Source organism: Maricaulis sp. (assembly GCF_030149515.1).
Lineage (GTDB): Bacteria > Pseudomonadota > Alphaproteobacteria > Caulobacterales > Maricaulaceae > Maricaulis.
In genome coordinates this window covers 170,358-185,177 of the sequence record NZ_JASBRI010000001.1, presented here as the reverse complement: position 1 = coordinate 185,177, position 14,820 = coordinate 170,358, and the positions used below count along the sequence as shown (strand labels likewise).

14 protein-coding genes and 1 tRNA gene are annotated in these 14,820 nt (G+C 65.4%); 7 read left to right on the top strand and 8 right to left on the bottom strand.

Annotation, left to right across the window (positions count from 1 at the left end):
- Nucleotides 1–15: 15 nt before the first annotated feature.
- Both Q1U94_RS00900 and Q1U94_RS00895 read right to left on the bottom strand, forming a co-directional pair.
- Nucleotides 16–1,098 carry an Mrp/NBP35 family ATP-binding protein gene (locus Q1U94_RS00900; RefSeq protein WP_300540969.1) on the bottom strand — a complete coding sequence of 361 codons (1,083 nt, stop codon included), beginning with the start codon at nucleotides 1,096–1,098 and terminating at the stop codon, nucleotides 16–18.
- 70 nt (nucleotides 1,099–1,168) lie between these two features.
- On the bottom strand, nucleotides 1,169–1,807 hold the full coding sequence (locus Q1U94_RS00895; RefSeq protein WP_300540967.1) for a response regulator transcription factor: 639 nt from the start codon (nucleotides 1,805–1,807) through the stop codon (nucleotides 1,169–1,171).
- 79 nt (nucleotides 1,808–1,886) lie between these two features.
- Here Q1U94_RS00895 and Q1U94_RS00890 point away from each other — a divergent pair, with 79 nt between their 5' ends.
- Together Q1U94_RS00890 and Q1U94_RS00885 are read left to right on the top strand one after the other, a co-directional pair.
- On the top strand, nucleotides 1,887–3,260 hold the full coding sequence (locus tag Q1U94_RS00890; RefSeq protein WP_300540965.1) for a HAMP domain-containing sensor histidine kinase: 1,374 nt from the start codon (nucleotides 1,887–1,889) through the stop codon (nucleotides 3,258–3,260).
- A gap of 93 nt (nucleotides 3,261–3,353) precedes the next feature.
- Complete coding sequence (locus tag Q1U94_RS00885) at nucleotides 3,354–3,698, top strand: hypothetical protein (RefSeq protein WP_300540963.1); 345 nt, start codon at nucleotides 3,354–3,356, stop codon at nucleotides 3,696–3,698.
- A gap of 203 nt (nucleotides 3,699–3,901) precedes the next feature.
- On the opposite strand, the gene Q1U94_RS00880 is transcribed toward Q1U94_RS00885, so the two are convergent.
- Nucleotides 3,902–3,976, bottom strand: a tRNA-Val gene (locus Q1U94_RS00880).
- 349 nt (nucleotides 3,977–4,325) lie between these two features.
- Here Q1U94_RS00880 and Q1U94_RS00875 point away from each other — a divergent pair.
- A complete protein-coding gene (locus Q1U94_RS00875) occupies nucleotides 4,326–7,508 on the top strand; it encodes a TonB-dependent receptor (RefSeq protein ID WP_300540961.1) in 3,183 nt (1,060 codons plus the stop codon).
- Nucleotides 7,509–7,649: 141 nt separating this feature from the next.
- Here the strand turns inward: Q1U94_RS00875 and cpdR are convergent, their stop codons facing one another.
- Complete coding sequence (gene cpdR, locus Q1U94_RS00870; RefSeq protein WP_300540959.1) at nucleotides 7,650–8,015, bottom strand: cell cycle two-component system response regulator CpdR; 366 nt, start codon at nucleotides 8,013–8,015, stop codon at nucleotides 7,650–7,652.
- Nucleotides 8,016–8,162: 147 nt separating this feature from the next.
- Here cpdR and Q1U94_RS00865 point away from each other — a divergent pair, with 147 nt between their 5' ends.
- The 3 genes from Q1U94_RS00865 (at nucleotide 8,163) to hisN (ending at nucleotide 10,418) form a co-directional block, all read left to right on the top strand.
- Nucleotides 8,163–9,041 carry an N-formylglutamate amidohydrolase gene (locus Q1U94_RS00865; RefSeq protein WP_300540957.1) on the top strand — a complete coding sequence of 293 codons (879 nt, stop codon included), beginning with the start codon at nucleotides 8,163–8,165 and terminating at the stop codon, nucleotides 9,039–9,041.
- Nucleotides 9,042–9,162: 121 nt separating this feature from the next.
- Complete coding sequence (locus Q1U94_RS00860; RefSeq protein WP_300540955.1) at nucleotides 9,163–9,549, top strand: helix-turn-helix domain-containing protein; 387 nt, start codon at nucleotides 9,163–9,165, stop codon at nucleotides 9,547–9,549.
- Nucleotides 9,550–9,617: 68 nt separating this feature from the next.
- Nucleotides 9,618–10,418: a histidinol-phosphatase gene (gene hisN, locus Q1U94_RS00855; RefSeq protein WP_300540953.1), complete on the top strand. Its 801-nt coding sequence runs from the start codon at nucleotides 9,618–9,620 to the stop codon at nucleotides 10,416–10,418.
- Here the strand turns inward: hisN and Q1U94_RS00850 are convergent.
- Together Q1U94_RS00850 and Q1U94_RS00845 are read right to left on the bottom strand one after the other, a co-directional pair.
- The gene (locus Q1U94_RS00850; RefSeq protein ID WP_300540951.1) at nucleotides 10,415–11,074 is read right to left on the bottom strand and encodes a hypothetical protein; all 660 of its coding nucleotides are present in this window, start codon (nucleotides 11,072–11,074) and stop codon (nucleotides 10,415–10,417) included. The genes hisN and Q1U94_RS00850 overlap by 4 nt on opposite strands.
- Nucleotides 11,071–12,039, bottom strand: a complete 969-nt coding sequence (locus Q1U94_RS00845) for a methyltransferase (RefSeq protein WP_300540949.1) — start codon at nucleotides 12,037–12,039, stop codon at nucleotides 11,071–11,073. The genes Q1U94_RS00850 and Q1U94_RS00845 overlap by 4 nt, the downstream gene beginning before the upstream one ends.
- 225 nt (nucleotides 12,040–12,264) lie before the next feature.
- Here Q1U94_RS00845 and Q1U94_RS00840 point away from each other — a divergent pair, with 225 nt between their 5' ends.
- A complete protein-coding gene (locus Q1U94_RS00840) occupies nucleotides 12,265–12,741 on the top strand; it encodes an Hsp20 family protein (protein ID WP_300540946.1) in 477 nt (158 codons plus the stop codon).
- 72 nt (nucleotides 12,742–12,813) lie between these two features.
- Here the strand turns inward: Q1U94_RS00840 and Q1U94_RS00835 are convergent, their stop codons facing one another.
- A complete protein-coding gene (locus Q1U94_RS00835) occupies nucleotides 12,814–14,115 on the bottom strand; it encodes a pentapeptide repeat-containing protein (RefSeq protein ID WP_300540944.1) in 1,302 nt (433 codons plus the stop codon).
- Nucleotides 14,116–14,180: 65 nt separating this feature from the next.
- Nucleotides 14,181–14,819, bottom strand: coding sequence for a bifunctional diaminohydroxyphosphoribosylaminopyrimidine deaminase/5-amino-6-(5-phosphoribosylamino)uracil reductase RibD (ribD, locus tag Q1U94_RS00830; RefSeq protein ID WP_300540942.1), 639 nt, complete (start codon nucleotides 14,817–14,819; stop codon nucleotides 14,181–14,183).
- Between the last annotated feature and the right edge of the window lies 1 nt (nucleotide 14,820).

Sequence of the window (14,820 nt, the reverse complement as noted above, 5' to 3'; positions counted from 1 at the left end):
CATGCCGATAGGGCTTCAATCCTCGAAGACGATGGCCGGGGCCGGCCTGGACGCGGTGTCCGCGGCTTCCAGCGCGGCGCGGGCCGCCCTGCGGAAGGCCTTGCCGACCGGTCCGTCCTCCAGCGCGATGGGTTCGCCGGCATCCGAACGCGTGCGCAGGTCGGGGTGCAGGGGAATGTCGCCCAGATAGGCCAGGCCCAGCGTTTCGGCCTCGGCCTTCACGCCGCCGGATCCGAAGATATGGCTGCTCTCGCCGCAATGCGGACAGATGAAGACGGACATGTTCTCGATCATGCCCAGGATCGGCACATGGGTCTGTTCGAACAGGTGCATCGCCTTTCGGGCATCGTCGAGGGCGAGATCCTGGGGTGTGGAGACGATCACGGCGCCATCCACGGGAAGGTCCTGGGCGATGGCCAGCTGGGCATCGCCCGTCCCCGGCGGCATGTCCAGGATGAGCACATCGGCATTGCCCCAATTCGTGTCGGTCATGAACTGCCGGATCGCACCCTGGACCATCGGACCGCGCCACACCACGGCCGAGCCGGGCTTCACCACGAAGCCCATGGAGATGATCTTCACGCCGTGCGCCTCGACAGGTTCCACGCCGGCATCCGACTTGCGCAGGCCGGGGACACCGGTCAGCCCGAACAGGCGCGGCGCGGAAGGGCCATAGACATCGGCATCCAGGAGGCCGACCTTCAGCCCGTCGCGCGCCAGGGCGACGGCGAGATTGGCGGCGATTGTGGACTTGCCGACGCCGCCCTTGCCCGAGGCGACAGCGATAATGCGTTTGGCGGGTCTGGCAGCCGGCTTGGCGGCGGGCGCCGGCCGGGCCTTCGGTTTTCCCGACGGGCCCTCGCGATGGGCGGTCATTACCACGCGGACCCGCTCGATACCGTCCAGTGCCATCAGCGCCGCTTCGATGCCGGGCCGCAACCGGTCCAGATCCGGCGCGCCCGCAACAGGCGGAAACAGGATGACGGTGGCCGTAGAGCCGCTCACCAGGGCCGAGTCGACCCGCCCTGCATCGACGATCGGACGTCCGGACTGGCGTTCCGTGACAGTGTTCAGCGCCTCGCGCAGCTTCGGGTCCATGTCATGCCTCCAACTGTGCCGATGACATAGGCGCTGGCCCGGCCGGGATAAAGATGCGGCCGCAGGTAGATCAGGCGAGCCCGGCTTGCATGGCGATTCGGACGAGGCGAGCACTGGACCGCACGGCCAGCTTGCTCATCATGTTCTCGCGGTGCTTGCGGACGGTGGCCGGCGATATACACAACTCCCCGGCAATGACCTCGACCGGCTGTCCGCGGCCCAGGCTGCGCAGGATTTCCCGCTCCCGCGAGGTCAGCCGGTGCAAAGCCATCAGGCCCGGCGAAACCTCTTTGGCAACATCCGGCGGCCCGGCCTGTGGCTGATGACCGGGCAGGGCCGAGACCAGGTCGACCAGCCGCTCGACGGGGTCCTGCTTGTGATAGAGGAAGCCGGTGTGCCGCTGCATATCCGCGCGTTCGGCCCGCGACAGGGTCGATCCGGTCATCAGGATGCACGGCAGGCCGGGGGCGTGGGCGTGCAGATGCTCCACCGCCTCCAAACCGGTTTTTCCGGCCAGGCCGAAATCGATAATGGCAAAGCCGAGATCGTCGAACCGCGTTTCCGCCAGCAGTGGCGCCAGCCCTGTCAGAATCCTGACGTCCTGTGCCAGCGCATGACTTGTCAGCATCTGGGCGATGCCGTCGGCGACAATCCGGTGGTCATCGATGATCAGGGCGACTGGCCCGGCTTTTACGTTGGACTTGATCATTCTGCAAACTGTGATTGTTTCGCGGTTGCGGCGATATAAACACAAAGACTGCCGCGACTGGGCGGGGAGCGCCAGCGAAATGAGTCAGATCGAGCTTCCGAAACTCCGGCTGTTCACCGGCATGTTCGATGATGCGGCCCTGGAGAAGGACTATCAGGCCGCCACCCGGTCCCAGTCGCTAAAGCTGGCGGCATTTGTCGCGTCGGCGACGGCACTGATCTGGCTGGTATCGATCAGCCACGAGCTGCAGATCATCGACGCCTTCCCGGCGGCCATCTATCTGATTGCCGGCCGCGTCATCTTCGCGATTGTCGGCATTTCCGCTGCAGTCTACTGGCTGACCCGGCTCAATCGTCCGGAATCGGCGGCGGGAACCCGGCTTCTGACAGCCTGGATGCTGCTCTATTTTCTGGAAATCGCAGCCGTATCGACCACCTATCTCAGCCTCGAGGGCACGCTGGACGGCCTGGTCGACCGTTTTCTGGCGACGTCGTTCTGGATCACCCTGACGCTGGGGCTCGTGGGTATCGTCAATTTCGGCTTTCCCCGCCACAGCCTGCTTTTCGGGTTGGCGCTGATGGCCTGGTATGGGTGGTTGCTGGCCTGGTTCCATCCGCCGGACCTGCGCCCCTATCTTGTGGGCGGGGTGAGCATGCTGATCACCTTGTTCATCCTGTTTCTCAGCGTGGGCATGCTGGGCCGGGCAGGGCGGCGCAATCACTTTCTGAACCTGGTTCTGAAACAGGCCCGGGAGAAGGCGGAGCGCGTGAATTCCGTCCTGTCTCTGTTGCTCACCTCGACCGGCCATGATGCACGTCAGCCATTGTTTGCCCTGGACGCCAACGCGGCGGCCATGCGCATGGCACTGCAACGCGAGGACTTGTCGCTGGCCCGCGAGCTGGCGCATCGCCAGCGGGATTTGACGCGTACCGTGTCGCATATTTTGACCTCGGTCCTGGAGCTTTCCCGGGCGGAGCGGAACCTGCCAGGCTGGCAGGTGCGCGAGGTGGTACCGGTACAAGAGCTCCTCGACCACGCCGCCTCCCAGGTGGCCGACCTGGTGGACCTGGACGGCATAGATCTGCGTGTGCGGCCGTCCTCGCTGCGGGTGCAGACCAATCCGGCCATGATCGACCGCATCCTGCTGAACCTCCTGATCAATGCGGTGCGGCACTCCGGTGCCAGCCGGATTCTCCTGGGCGCGCGAAAGCGGCAGGGGCGCGTTTGTATCGGGGTTCTGGACAATGGACGCGGATTGGCCGAAATGCCCGTGGATTTGTCGAGCGCAGACTTCTTCGATCACCGCCTGTCGGGCCCGCAGGCCCGCTCGGGCTACGGGCTGGACCTGGCGTTCCGCATGACTCAGCTGATCGAGGCCAGCCTGGAGATTCGCTCGCGCCCGAATGCCGGTGTGGCGGCCATGGTCTGCGTCCAGGAAGCGCCGGCCCGCTGACGCTTCAAAAATACGACGATTGCCGTATTCCGGTTGTGCGGCGGATATGGTGAATCCATCCGGGAAAGCAGACGTGCAACCGGGAGAGCTGGAATGCATTGGCTGGACTGGATTTGGCCGGGAAACCGGCGCCGCCGCCGCGCCAGGGAGCTGGCCAACCGGCCGGATTCGCTGACCGTCATTTCCTCGGCTTCCTTCGAGCCCGGCGTGCCGCCCGCGGGTGGCTACCGGACGCCCCGGGCGGGGGAAGCGCCGATCGGGCAAGTGCCGCCACCGCCTTTTCCGCCCGGCCATCCCAGGCGCGAAATCGAGCGCCTGAATCACGCGGGATTCCAGGCCGCCCTGGAAGGCCACGAGGCCCTGGCAGACACGGCGGACCTGTCGCCGGAGGCCGATGGTGCAGAAGAGACACCGAACCGGCTCGAACCCGTGTCCTGACGGCAGAAATGCGAACCCGGCGCACGGGTCCTCACCCATTTCCCGTGCGTCACCCCCGCTGGTCCTGCTGTAGTGGCGCCAGTGAGAAACGGCCGGTACCACAAGGTGCCGGCCGTTTCGCCATCTTGTGGAACAGGTGCAAGCGGTGCGCGCCGCCCCGGCTGCTGTCCGGTTCGCGCCGGAGAAAGGCGGGCTGAAGTGGATGGTGGGCGATACTGGGATTGAACCAGTGACCCCTTCGATGTCAACGAAGTGCTCTCCCGCTGAGCTAATCGCCCATCCGTCGCTTGGGAGCCGGGTTTCTAGCGCCGGCCCGCGCGAAGTGCAAGGCGGCAATGTGCACGAACGGCGGGGGATCGCAGTTGGCGCAACGCCGCTCCGGAGCCGGTTCCGGGGCAGGATCGGTGCAGGCCGGACGGGCCGCGGGCAAATTCATGCTGGCGCTGTGAATGCGATATGACTTTTTTGCAACAATTGCGGCCGAAATGCGGAGAAAACGTGTCCGGCGCTTTCAAGCCAAAACGAGTTTGGACATAGTGCGGCGCAGGTAGGGGTCTCCCGACCAGGCGCGTACCAGAGTCCGGACAATTGGGCGGGCGCGTAGTTTGAAAACAAAGGGGTACAATCGTGAGCAACATTACGGATCGGGGGCGCTTGCTGCGCTCCACAATTCTTGCTGGCTTTGCTGCGACCGGCCTGGCCATGGCGCCGGCCTACGCGCAAGACGCCGATGAAGTGCCGGAGTCCGAAGGGGAATCCTCTTCGTCGCAAACCGAAGACCGCATCGTCGTCACCGGTTCGCGCATTGCGCGTGCGGGTATCGACACCGTCTATCCGGCGATTTCGGTCGATGCGCAGGTCCTCGAAGACCGTGCTTTCACCAACCTGGCCGACGCGCTGAACGAAGTGCCGACCTTCGGCAATCCGGACGCCACGCCGCAAGGCACCCAGAACACCTTCTCGGTGGGCCAGAGCTTCGTCGACTTCCTTGGCCTGGGTTCGCAGCGTACGCTGACCGTTCTCAACGGCCGCCGCTTCGTGTCGTCCAACACGCCGGTCATCTTCGGTGAAACCGGCGGTCTGCAGGTCGACTTCAACGTGATCCCGCTGGCCCTGGTCGACCGTGTCGAGACGATCTCGGTGGGTGGTGCGCCGATCTACGGTTCCGACGCCATTGCCGGCACCATCAACGTGATCACGCGCGACGACTATGAAGGCTTCGAGATCGGCGGCCAGTACGGCGTCACCGACGAGGGCGACGGCGAGCACAGCCAGTTCACCCTGGTGGCCGGTTCGAACTTCGACAACGGCCGCGGTAACGTCGCGCTGTCGATGGAGTTCTTCACCCAGGATTCCCTGGTCGGCGCCCAGCGTCCCTGGCTGACGGTCAACGACCCGAACATCCTGCAGGTCGGTTCCAATCTCTACATTGCGCGCGACCAGCGTCTGAACATTTTCACCAATGGCGGCATGATCAGCCCGACGCCGTTGAATATCCCGTCGATCGGCCTGGGGTCCTTCGGTGGCGATTTCTACCAGTTCAGCCCGTCGGGTGAACTGGTCGACTATACGCCGGGCACGCATATCGCCGGTTCGGTGTTCTTCGCCTATGGCGGCGACGGCCCCGACTTCTTCGACGAAGTCAACCAGCTGCAGTCCCCGCTCGAGCGCTTCGTCGTCCAGGGCATGACGCACTACGATATCTCCGACAATGTGCGCTTCTCGGGTGACTTCCAGTTCGCCAACACCTCGGCCGACGAACTGACCAACCAGGGCGGTTTCCAGACCTTCGCCTTCGGCGGCACGTCTGCGGCCCTGAACATCCAGGCCGACAACCCGCTGCTCACCGCGCAGGCCCGGAGCACGCTGGCAGGTCTCGGTGTGTCGGACTTCTATCTGCACCGCTTCAACAACGACATCATCGACTCGATGAACTCGAACGAGGTGCACCTGTGGCGCGCCACGGCCGGTCTCGACGGTGATTTCAACGTGGGCGGCGTTCCGTTCTACTGGGACTTCTCGGTCGTTCACGGTGAAAGTGACGCCGAATCCCGCCGCGAGATGATCATCGACGGCCGTTTCATCAACGCCATCGACGCCATGCGCCTGACGGCCGCCGATCTGGCCGCCGTGGACCAGGCCACCCTGCTGGCCATCTCCGGTACGGATACGGTCAACGAAGGCGACGTGATCTGCCGCGCGGCCTATGAAGCGGCTGCCGGTACGCTGGACGGTGCCAACGAGCCGCCGTCGGGTTCGGGTGTCACCGACGCCGACCTGATCTTCGTCAATGGCTGTATCCCGCTCGACATCTTCGGCGAAGGCCGTGCCAATCCGGCTGCCCGCGACTGGGTGACCGGCCTGGCCTACGGTATCTCCGACATCGAGCAGACCATCTACACGGCCAACTTCGGCGGCGAGCTGTTCCAGCTGCCGGCTGGCGGCTTCTCGTTCAACGTGGGTTACGAAGCCCGCGAAGAGCGTGCGAGCTTCCTGGTCGATGCGGCGTCGGAAGTGGCGCTCGGCCGGTCCTCGCCGATCCCGGCGACCGGTGGCCGCTACACCACCAGCGAATACTACGGTGAGGTTCTCATCCCGCTCATCAGCGACGATATGAACCTGCCCTTCCTGAGCTTTGCCGAACTGTCTGCGGCCTACCGCAACATCGACAACTCGCAGGCGGGCGAAGGCGAGACCTGGACTGTCGGCGGCCGTGTCGCCCCGATCCCGGCCCTGACCTTCCGCGGCAACTACACGGAATCGCTCCGTGCGCCGTCCCTGGTGGAACTGTTCACGCCGATCACGCAGTCCTTCTCGTTCGCGAGCGACCCGTGTGACTTCCGCTTCTCCGGCGAAGGCGACAACCCGTCTGTCCGTCAGGCCAACTGCGCCACGGATATTCCGGGCTACGATCCGAGCTCCTTCACCTCGAACGTCGTGAACGCGACGGCGGTGGGCCGTACGGGTGGTAATCCGAACCTCCGCAACGAGACTTCGGAAGCCTATGCCTTCGGCTTCACCTTCGAGCCGGATCAGTGGGTCGAGAACCTCCTGATCTCGATGGACTACACCAATATCGAACTGGTGGACGCCATCGGCGCGATCTCGCTGACCAACCTGCTGCAGGCCTGCTACGACTCGCCGGACTTCCCGAACGCGAATGCATGTCAGCAGTTCGAGCGTGATGCCTCCGGCCAGATCGTCGACTTCCAGACCGGTCAGGGCAACTTCGACTCCCTGGTCTATGAAGGTCTCGACCTGCTGGTGAACTATAACTTCGATGTGGCGGACCTCTTCGGCCGCTTCAAGGAGAGCTATGGTGAGCGCGATCTCGGCAACATGGAGATCACGGCCCGGATCAACCAGCGCCTCGAGCGTGGCACGAGCCTGGCCGGTGCCGACCAGCCGGACACGATCGGCGGCTTCAGCGATCCGGAGTTCGCCGGCACGTTCGACTTCGCCTGGACCAAGGACAACACCCGTGTGTTCTGGCGGATCAACTGGCAGGATGAAGCCCTTGTCGACCCGGCTGGCGAAGACACCTTCTACGCCATCGCCGCGGAAGACGCCGGCACCGAAACGGCCTCCGATCAGGTGACCTCGACGGATGCCCGTTTCATCCACAACCTCTCTGTCTCGCACATCCTCCCGGAAATGTTCCCGGGTGCTCCGCGTGACACGGTTCTCCAGCTGAGCATCAACAACGTGTTCGACCGCCGTCCGGACTATGTCGAGCAGGCGCTCGGCCACTTCGGCTTCGCCGAACGGTTCGGTCGCAGCTACACCTTCCGCATCCGCGCGGTGTACTAGGACCCGACCGTCCCGGACGGTTTTCGGATTGGGCCCGCCGGTTTCCGGCGGGCCCTTTCTCTTTGCGCGTCGGCCGGGCACGAAAAAGGCGCCGTCCCGGCGGGCGGCGCCTTGATCTTGTCCGGTGGTGAAGCCCTGGCCTCAGGCCGCCATCACACGGGCCACTTCATCGACCAGTTCACGCAGGTGGAAGGGCTTGGAGAGCACTTTTGCATTGGTCGGTGCGCCGGAGCCGGGATTGAGGGCGACGGCGGCAAAACCGGTGATGAACATGATCTTGAGCGCCGGATCGATTTCGGCGGCGCGGCGCGCCAGCTCGATCCCGTCGACGCCGGGCATGACGATGTCGGTCAGCAGGAGGTCGAACTGGGCCGGCTGTTCGCCGATCGCATCGAGCCCCTCCTCGCCGTCCGCGCAAACCATGACCTCATGCCCGGCACGCTTGAGCGCCTTGGCGAGGAAGTCGCGCATCGAATCGTCGTCTTCAGCCAGAAGAATCTTAGCCATCTTGGGTCCCACCCTTGAGAATCGTCACTGTGACGGCATCCTACAGGCGTCTGGTAAAAACCCGCTGAACGCGCTGTAGCGCTTGACCGGCGGTGTGCAGCTGCCCACTCTTTGGCAATGGCTGCTCCGGACACATCATCTCTCGCCTTGGGCATTTCGGCAAATCCAAATCACCGGCCAGACGGTTCGGAAGGGCCGGTCCGGATCGACCGGCCCGCAGGCGCCGCACCATGCCCGCTGATTCTGGCATCGCCGCACTCGGGCCGCAACTATGGCCGTGACTTCTCCGAACTGGCCTGTCTCAGCCTCGACATGCTGCGCCGGTCCGAGGATGCCTATGTCGATACGCTTATCGCCAGCGCGCCGGATTGCGGGGCCTGTGTCGTGCGCGCCCTGTTCCCGCGCGTCTATGTCGACGCCAATCGCGGGCCATGGGAACTGGACCCGGCCATGTTCTCCGACCGGCTGCCGGTTCAGGCCGACGATGTATCCCGGCGCGCCGCGTCCGGCCTGGGCGTTGTGCCGCGCATCGGCGTGGAGGGGCGGCCGCTCTACCGCCGCCGGCTTCGCTACGAGGAAGCGCGCGAGCGGTTGAGCCAGTGCTATGAACCCTATCACGCGGCCCTGGCGGGTCTGATTGGCGAAATTCGCGACCAGTTCGGTTTTGCCGTTGTCGTGGACATGCACTCCATGCCGGACCAGAGCGCGCGCGGCGTGGATTTCGTGATCGGTGACCGCTTCGGCACAGCCTGCGACCCGGCGGTCGTCGATGCCGTGGAGACGGATCTGGCCGAATTGGGATTCGTTGCAGTTCGGAACATTCCCTATGCCGGCGGCTATACCACGGAACACTACGGACGGCCCGCCGAGGGTGTGCATGTGGTCCAGATCGAGATCAATCGCAGTCTTTACATGGATGAAAAACGGGTCGTGAAATCCGCCCGATTTGCCGATTTTGAACGCGAAATGCGGAAATTTATCAGTCGGTTGTCGCAACGCGACTGGTCTGCGCTTGCATCGTCTTAATACTGCCTATTTCAGGCGAACACTGAGAACCGCCTTCGCCCGGCACGCGCTTTGCTCTCCTGAGACGTGTGCGTCCCATCGCGGCGCAATTCGAGACGCGAAGACTAGGCGGCGAGTAGTTATGACGAATGATATCGACCTTCATGTGGGCAAGCGCCTGCGCCGTCGGCGCCGGCTCCTCGGCCTGACCCAGCAGCAGCTGGCGGAATCCGTCGGGATCCGTTTCCAGCAGATCCAGAAATACGAGTGCGGGGCGAACCGGGTGAGCGCGAGCCGCCTGTTCGAACTTGCCGAATCCCTCGATGTCCCGGTGCAGTACTTCTATGAAGGCCTGTCCCGGCGCGACGAGGCGGCCGGCGAGACCACGCTGGCCGCAGACATTCTTTCCCAGAAGGAAACCGTGGACCTGATCCGGGCCTATTACCGGCTTGGCGAGCGTCCCCGCAAGCGCCTCCTGGAACTGGCCAAGTCGCTGGAGCCGGAAGAGGCGGCCAACGACGCGGCCTGAAAGGGCCTGGGCGTCTGACGATGCGCGGCGTCTGGCATGACCGTCCCGGTCGTGCTAGGCGCCGTTTCATGTCCACGTACAACCCGACCGCCGATCTCGAGATCGCCCACGCCATGGCCGACGCCGCGCGCTCGGCCTGCTTGCCGCATTTCCGGACCGGTCCCGCCGTCGAGAACAAGCTGTCCGGGGGGTTCGATCCCGTGACCGTGGCAGACAGGGCTTCCGAACAGGCCATGCGTGCGGTCCTGGCCGAGCGGGCGCCGGCCGACGGGATTCTTGGCGAGGAGTTCGGCGAGACCGCGGGCGGAAATGGCCGCCGCTGGGTGCTCGATCCGATCGACGGTACACGGGCCTTCATCGCCGGCCTGCCCAGCTGGACCATGCTGATCGCCCTGGAATACCGGGCGCGGCCCGTCATCGGACTGATCGACCAGCCGCATATCGGCGAGCGTTTCATCGGCTGGCCGGGCGGCGCCGAATATCGCCGCGGGGGCCAGGCACGCGCCCTGAAGACCCGGCCCACACGCCGGCTCGGCGATGCCATAATGTCCAGTACCGACGCCTTCCTGTTCGAGGCGGCCGTCGAGGCCGAGGCCTTCGAACGTGTGCGCCGGTCAGTGCGTCTGTGCCGTTTCGGGTTCGACGCCTATGCCTATGCCATGCTGGCGGCGGGCGGCGTGGACCTGGTCATCGAAAGCGGCCTTCAGATCTACGACGTGCAGGCCTTCATCCCGGTCGTCGAGGGCGCCGGCGGCGTGGTGACCAACTGGTCGGGCGGCGATGCCAGCGAAGGCGGACAGGTCGTGGCGGCGGCCACCCCGGAACTGCTCGACGAGGCGCTGCGCCTGCTGGCTCCGGCGGCGCTCTAGCTGTCGAACAGCACCCGCACCGGCTCCCGGCCGAACTCGACATGACTGACGGACCGGTTTTCCCGGTCGCGCGGACGGAACAGGGCGCGGTCCTCCTGCACGGTCAGGGCCGTGCGCGAACCGTCCTCGTCCACCGCCCAGGCTTCCGGCGCCGGACCGTCGAATTCAAAGATCACCGTCTTGAAATTCGGCGCGAACAGGGCCGCCACTCCGGCCGCACGGCGCATGGCCCGGTTGGCCTGCGACAGCCCGCCCAGCAGGTCGCCGCGTTCATACCGCGTCGCCGGTTCGCCGGCATAGGCAAACAGCATGGTCAGCGCCATAGATCCGCCCGGCTGGTTGACCCAGACCGTGGGCTCGGCGGCCAGGGCTCCGGCATCCGGGGGATTGGTGATCCGGCCCGTCCCGGTCAGCGCCAGTTCGATACGTTCGCCTTCATGCTCGTACCAGATCCGGATGTCTTCGGGCGGTACGCCCTGCTGGGACGCCACGACGTAGTCCAGCCGGAACCGGCTGCGCTCGTCCGGCGGCAGGTCCAGATAGGTTTCGCGATGCGGGAAGAGGCGGGGCAGGGGCCCCGCCTCGCGTTCCACATCCTCGGCCGTCGCCGATCCTGCCGAAGCAAGAAACGCGGCGGCTAGAAGTGCACGGATCATTCAGTATCCTCGGCTTCCGTGTCTTCGGACATCGTCCCGGCGGGCTTGCGGAAGAACAGGGTCATCCGGTCGCTTTCGCCGATGGCATCGAAATGCGCCCGGTCGAACTCCTCCGCGCCTTCGTCGCCTTCGGATGGCGACCGGCGCACCGGCGGCAGGGTCCATACGCCATAGGGGTGGTCGGCTGTGTCGGCCGGATTGGCGTTGATCTCCGACGTGTCCACCAGTTCGAAGCCGGCCTCCTGGGCCATGGCGATCACATAGTCCTGCTGGACATAGCCGGAACCGGCCATCGGATCCTGTTCGCGCGTAGAGGGCAGGCGGTGCTCGACCACGCCCAGAACTCCGCCCGGCCGCAGCGCATCGTAGAATTCACCAAAGGCGCGTTCCGCAAACCCGTTGGCCATCCAGTTGTGCACATTGCGGAAGGTCAGCACCGCATCGGCCGAGCCGTCCGGGACGGCCAGGCCCGACTGGCCGCCGAACTCCGCGAGCACGGCGTCGCCATAATGCGCATTCTCCGCCATGCGGGCCTCGAACGCCGCCCGCGAACGCCGCCGGTAGTCGCTGGTCGTCGATGCCGGGAAGTGGGCCGCGACATAGGTTCCGCCATTGGCCGAGATCCAGGGCGCTAGGATATCGGCATACCAGCCGCCGCCGGGCCAGATCTCGACGACGGTCCAGGACGGGTCGATCCCGAAAAAGGCGAGTGTTTCCGCAGGGTGACGCCAGACGTCACGGTCCGCCGCCTCACCCCGCCATTCGCCGTCGAGAACGTTGGCCAGGTCCGACAGGTCGGGCTGGGCCGGTTCGGGGGCGGTGTCGGCCGCCGTGTCCGCCGGTGCGGCCGCTTCCGCGCCGGTCTCGGTTCCGGTTTCCGTCTCCGTGTCGCGATCGGTATTTCCGCACGCAGCCAGCGCGATCAGCGAGCTGCTCAGAAGCGCGCCCAGTACCAGTTTACGCATGTCGATGATCTCCCTCCATTTCGGCACAGTCCTAGCCAAGCAGAAAGTGTCGCGCAATCGCCGATCGGGGTCTTGCGCAACACGGGATCGTTACCCAATTAGGGACTGCGGGTCGCCATGACGGGGCCCGGACAGTGGCTGCGGCCCAATGTGCGCAGCCAGTTTCATCAACCGCCCGGCCGGATTGCCGGGACTGTTTGTCGCTCTGAAGGAGGATAGACTGATATGCGTACCGTTGATTTTACCCCTCTCTATCGTTCCATCGTCGGTTTCGACCGGCTTGCGGACATGATGGATTCCGCGACCAAGATCGAGTCGCAGGGATATCCGCCCTACAACATTCAGCATGTGGATGATGACGAATACCTGATCGAGCTTGCGGTCGCCGGCTTCGGCGAGGACGATCTGAGCGTCGAGGTCCAGGAGAATGTGCTCACCGTGTCCGGCCGGATCGGCGAGAAGGATGGCGAGGACGAGCGCCGCTTCGTACATCGCGGCATTGCCGAGCGCGCTTTCGAGCGCCGCTTCCATCTGGCCGATCATGTCGAAGTGACCGAGGCCGGCCTCAGGAACGGTCTGCTGTCGATCCGTCTTGTCCGTGAGATCCCGGAGGCTGCGAAGCCGAAACGGATCGAGATCAAGGCCGGATCCGGCAAGACCAAGGCCAAGCTGATCGAAGGCGGCAAGACGAAGGCCGCCTGACCGGATCGCCGGCACTCACGATTTCCCCCGAATTCCTGGCGGCGAACGCAAGTTCGCCGCCTTTTTCGTGCATCAGGCGGCGTTGAGATCGACCGCGCCGTCGATGGACGCCACGAGTTCCAGGAAGCGCTCCTCCACGCTTACACCGGTAAAGCAGGTGCCGGTGAACAGGGCGCGGCGCACATCGGCGCCGTCGAGGCGTGCATAGGAGAAATCGGCGCCTGTCGCCTTGACCTGGCGCAGGTCGGCGCCGCGCAGATCGGTGTAGCGGCAGCGCGTGCCGGCCAGCGATGCCGGCAGGACCCGGTCGCCTTCCAGCAGCAGCGGGCCGAGCTGGCAATCGCGCAGATCGGCATTGGACAGATTGGCCCCCGTAAGATCGGCGCCGCGCAGATCCGCACCGCGCAGTGAAACCATGCGCAGATCGGCTTTTTCAAGCCGCGCGCCCTGCAGCTGCGCGCCTTCCAGGTCCAGCCCGTACAGTGTGGCGCCGCGGGCGTGGAAGGCGGTGAGCGTCTTGCCGGCCAGCGAGTGGAGGCCGCGAAGGTCGGTGCCGTCGAACAGCGAGGGTTTGCCCTCGCGGCCGTCCGTGTCGCACCACAGGACATGGGCGGCGATCTGGTCGGCGACGGGGTTTTCAAGATCCTTTGCGTCGATCCCCACCGGTGTGTCGGTAAGGGCGCCATCCGTGTTCATACGGTCCTTTTTCGCCATCAGCATCTTGGCGCCGACCAGAACGGAATAGCTGAAATCGGTATCGGTCAGATCGGCGCCGGACAGGTCGGCTCCTTCCAGGTTGGCACCCTGAAAGGAGGAGCCGCGCAGATTGGCCCGGATCAGGCGTGTGCCCAGCAGCATGGCGTCGGTGAAGTCGGCCTTTTGCGCCGTGATGCCGGCCATTTTCGACCGCGACAGGTTGGCGCCGGTAAAATTGGCCGTGCCGGCGTCGTTTTCCTGGGCCTTGTGGCTGAGAACGGACAGTCCCTTTTCCTTGTCGATTTGCGCGATCGCACCCTCGCGCATGTCGGCCTCGGTCAGGTCGGCGCCGGTCAGATTGGCGCCCCGCATGATCGCGCCGCGCAGGTCGGCCCGGCGCAGGCAGGCGCCTTCCAGATTGGCGCGCCGCAGGTCGGCGGCAAAGAAGATCGCGCTGTTCAGCGTGGTGCCGGACAGATTGGCGCCGCGCAGCACGGCGCCGGAGAAATCGGCATCGGACAGGTCGCGGTTGGAGAGGTCGAGATTTTCCAGAACGCAATAGGCCAGGCTGGCCCGTGCGCCGCCCGACCTGCCGGACCACAGGAGTTCATGCCGTTCGCAGATCGCATCGACATGCGCCTGGGTCAGCGTCTTGAACTCGATCTTGCGGCCGGGCATGGGGGTCCTGTCGGTCGGAATAGCCAGAGACCCATTCTAACGCCCGAGAGTTAATACACGGTGTGTCAGCTGTGGCCGGGGCGCACGGCCAGGCCGCGGGCCAGCAGGCGTTCGGCAAATTCGCTTCCGGGCTCGACACGGGCCCGGCTGATGCCCGCCCGGCCCAGGGCCGTCAGTGCAGCCTCCAGACCCTCGTCGGCGACCGGTTCGAGAACCGCCTCGTATCCGCGCCGGGCCCGGTCGGCGAAGACCAGCGGATGGCCGGTTTCGAGCCGGTGGAAGAAGCCCGCATAAAGCCATTCGGCCTCGCGCCGGCCTGTCCCTTCGACCACGTCGATGCCGGCATCGCGGAGCATCGCGACACCGCGTCCGTCCACTTGCACATAGCGGTCCGGACTGGCCACCACTACGCGCGCGGCGCCCGCCTCGATCAGGCCGAGGGCGCAGGGCGGCGTCTGGCCATGGTGTGCGCAGGGCTCCAGTGTGACATAGGCCGTCGCCCCGCGTGCGCCGTCGCCGGCCCTGTCCAGGGCGATCCGTTCGGCATGGGGACGGCCGCCATCGGCCGTGGCGCCGGTGGCGAGTATCCGTCCGTCCCGGACCAGCACGCATCCGACCGCGGGGTTGGGGGCCGTGCGTCCCAGCTGGCCGCGGGCCAGCGCCAGGGCGAGCCCCATATAGCGCAGATCGTCGGTCCCGGTCATT